Annotated in this window: 2 protein-coding genes and 1 pseudogene; all 3 read left to right on the top strand. The window is 54.8% G+C overall.

Annotation, left to right across the window (positions count from 1 at the left end):
• Positions 1 to 422, top strand: a pseudogene (locus AC06ND_RS09575) (glycoside hydrolase); the annotation flags it as partial.
• Positions 422 to 1,981, top strand: coding sequence for a serine hydrolase domain-containing protein (locus AC06ND_RS09570; protein ID WP_475678754.1), 1,560 nt, complete (start codon positions 422 to 424; stop codon positions 1,979 to 1,981). The pseudogene AC06ND_RS09575 and the gene AC06ND_RS09570, both read left to right, overlap by 1 nt.
• Before the next feature lie 20 nt (positions 1,982 to 2,001).
• Positions 2,002 to 2,677 (top strand): carboxylesterase family protein (locus tag AC06ND_RS09565; protein WP_475678753.1); only part of this gene is annotated, 676 nt, incomplete at its 3' end.

Genomic DNA, 2,677 nt, shown 5'->3' with positions numbered 1-2,677 from the left:
ACAGCCTCGAGGAGGACAATCCTTACGGTGTTCCAATCGGACTCGGCAACTGGGCAGCCAGCGGTTCAGTAGTAAGCTACGGTACCACTCTCTGCTACGCTAGCAAGTATTATCCTGACATCGTGGACAAGAGCTACGCACTCAGGGCTGCTGAATACCTCTTCGGATGCCACATGTACCACAACTACTCTCTCGTGGCTTCTGTAGGTGCAGCTCGTCCAAAGAACGTCTTCTACGGTAACAACCGTGCAGACTTCTCAGCAATCCCAGGTAACGTTGCCCCTGGTCTTCTCTTCCGTCACCCGGACCACTTCGAGAACTACGACGATTGGCCATTCTTCTGGGGTCAGAACGAGGGTACCATTGCAGGTAACTGTAACTACCTCAACTTTGCTTACGCACTTATCGATCTCTTGAAATAATGAAATTCAGAAGACTTCTATCACCTGTCATCGCAGCGGTTTCGGCCGCTGCGATGATTTCTTGCAATTCTGCTACAGAGACTATCTGCTCTCCTTACGGATATGACGACGGACTCCCACGCAGTACCCCTGAGGCTCAGGGCGTGCCTGGCGAGGCAATTGCACAGACCTTCAAGGCCCTCGAGGAGGGCGGTTACGAGACTCATGGAATCATGATTCTCAGACACGGAAACGTCATTGCAGAGCACTGGTGGGCTCCTTATGCTCCGGATGTTCAGCATGCGATGTATTCTGCAACCAAGACTTTCACCGGCACGGCGGTAGGATTCGCAGTGCAGGAGGGGCTTCTCAAGGTCTCAGACAGGGTGATGGATTTCTTCCCGGATCTTCTTCCGGAGACTATCCCGGCGGGCCTCGAGAAGCTTACCGTGGAACATCTCCTCACAATGTCCGCAGGACACGCTTCCACCCAGTATCCGGGCTCGGGTACAGACCAGATCCGTTCGTTCCTCGCGACAGACTTCAAATATGAACCGGGAGAGTCGTTCGCGTACGACATCACCTGTTCCCACATGCTTTCCCGCATCATCACCAAGGTCACCGGCATCACGATCAAGGAGTATCTCGAGCCTCGTCTTCTCGACAAGCTCGGAATCGAGGACGTGGTTTGGGAGATGGACCTCGACGGATGCAACATGGGTAACGGCGGTTCACACATGAAGACCTCCGATCTCGCGAAGCTCGGACTCTTCCTCATCAACGGCGGAAAGTGGGAAGGCGAGCAGCTGCTCAATCCTGAGTGGATCGCAGCCATGACCACCCCGCACATCTATCAGCATCCGGAGCGCTCCGAGGAGGAGAATGCCGGTGATGACGGATCCCAGGGCTACGGCTACCAGACATGGATGGGCCGTTGCGGCTCATACAGGGCCATCGGTGGACAGAATCAGCTATGTCTCGTGATTCCTGACTACGACGTCGTGATCGCCGTCCACAGCCAGGTGCGCGACGAGAACGGTTTCAACACTATCATGTACAAGCTCTGCGAGAGCATGTCGGACAAGCCGCTCAAGGCTTCCGGATTCGATCTCAATTCCGAGATCGCCGGATACGAGCTCGCGCGACCTTTCTCCAGCAGCAACTCCGGTCTCCGCTCGACAACTCGTCGATATGAGATGGAGAAGAACAGCCTCGGCATCAATGCGGTTTCATTCCGTTTCGACAAGGACGGAAACTGCACCGTCACCATGGAGGAGGCTGCTTCCATCCACAACCTGAACTTCGGCCTCGACTCATGGATGAGGGGAAGCACAGACAGGACCATGACCTTCGCACGCGCTGCGTACAAGAACACCATGAACTCGACTCCGGTGAACACCGCCGGCCTCTGTGCATGGACAGGGGAGAACGAACTTTCTGCATACTGGCTCTCGATGTTCAATGTCGGAGCTGCGGAGACCCTCGTCTTCAACTTCAGTGAGACAGGCATGGCAATGACCATCAAGGGCATGCCTGCAGGACTCACCATCAATGGCAAATTGATTACCAGTACACTTTAACAACTTATAACTATCATCTCATGAAAAAGACTTTTCTTTTCGTGATGGCAGCATTCGCAATGATCGGATGCTCGACCGCAACAATCGAGAACCCTGTCCTCACTATCGAGGGCGGTAAGGTTCAGGGTGTTGTCGTAGAGGAAATGCCAGGCGTCATCGCCTACAAGGGTCTCCCTTACGCAGCTTCACCTATCCGCGACCTCCGTTGGAAGGCTCCTCAGCCTGTTCAGCCTTGGGAGGGCGTGAAGATCGCCGATACTTTCGGACATCCAAGCTTCCAGTCTACTCACTACGAGGGTGGCTACACCACTGAGTGGGGTTATGGCAAAGAGCAGCCTTACAGCGAGGATTGCCTCTATGCAAACGTTTGGACCAAGGCTGCCGGCAAGACCGACGCCAAGCTTCCTGTAGCTCTCTGGATCCACGGTGGTGGATACCGCGAGGGTTGGGGCTCAGAGCCTGAGTTCTACGCTGAGGAGTGGGCAGCTAAGGATGTCGTACTCGTTTCTATCAACTACCGTCTCGGTGTGTTCGGCTTCCTCGCACATCCTGAGCTCAACGCAGAGAACCCACAGGGCGTATCAGGTAACTACGGTATCCTCGACCAGATCGAGGCCCTCAAGTGGATCAAGAAGAACATCGCACAGTTCGGTGGCGACCCAGACAACGTGACCATCTTCGGCCAGAGTGCAGGTG

The sequence above is a fragment of the Candidatus Cryptobacteroides sp. genome (assembly GCF_056207615.1).
Note: the sequence above shows the minus strand (reverse complement) of the source record. Positions and strands in the feature narration are given on the sequence as shown.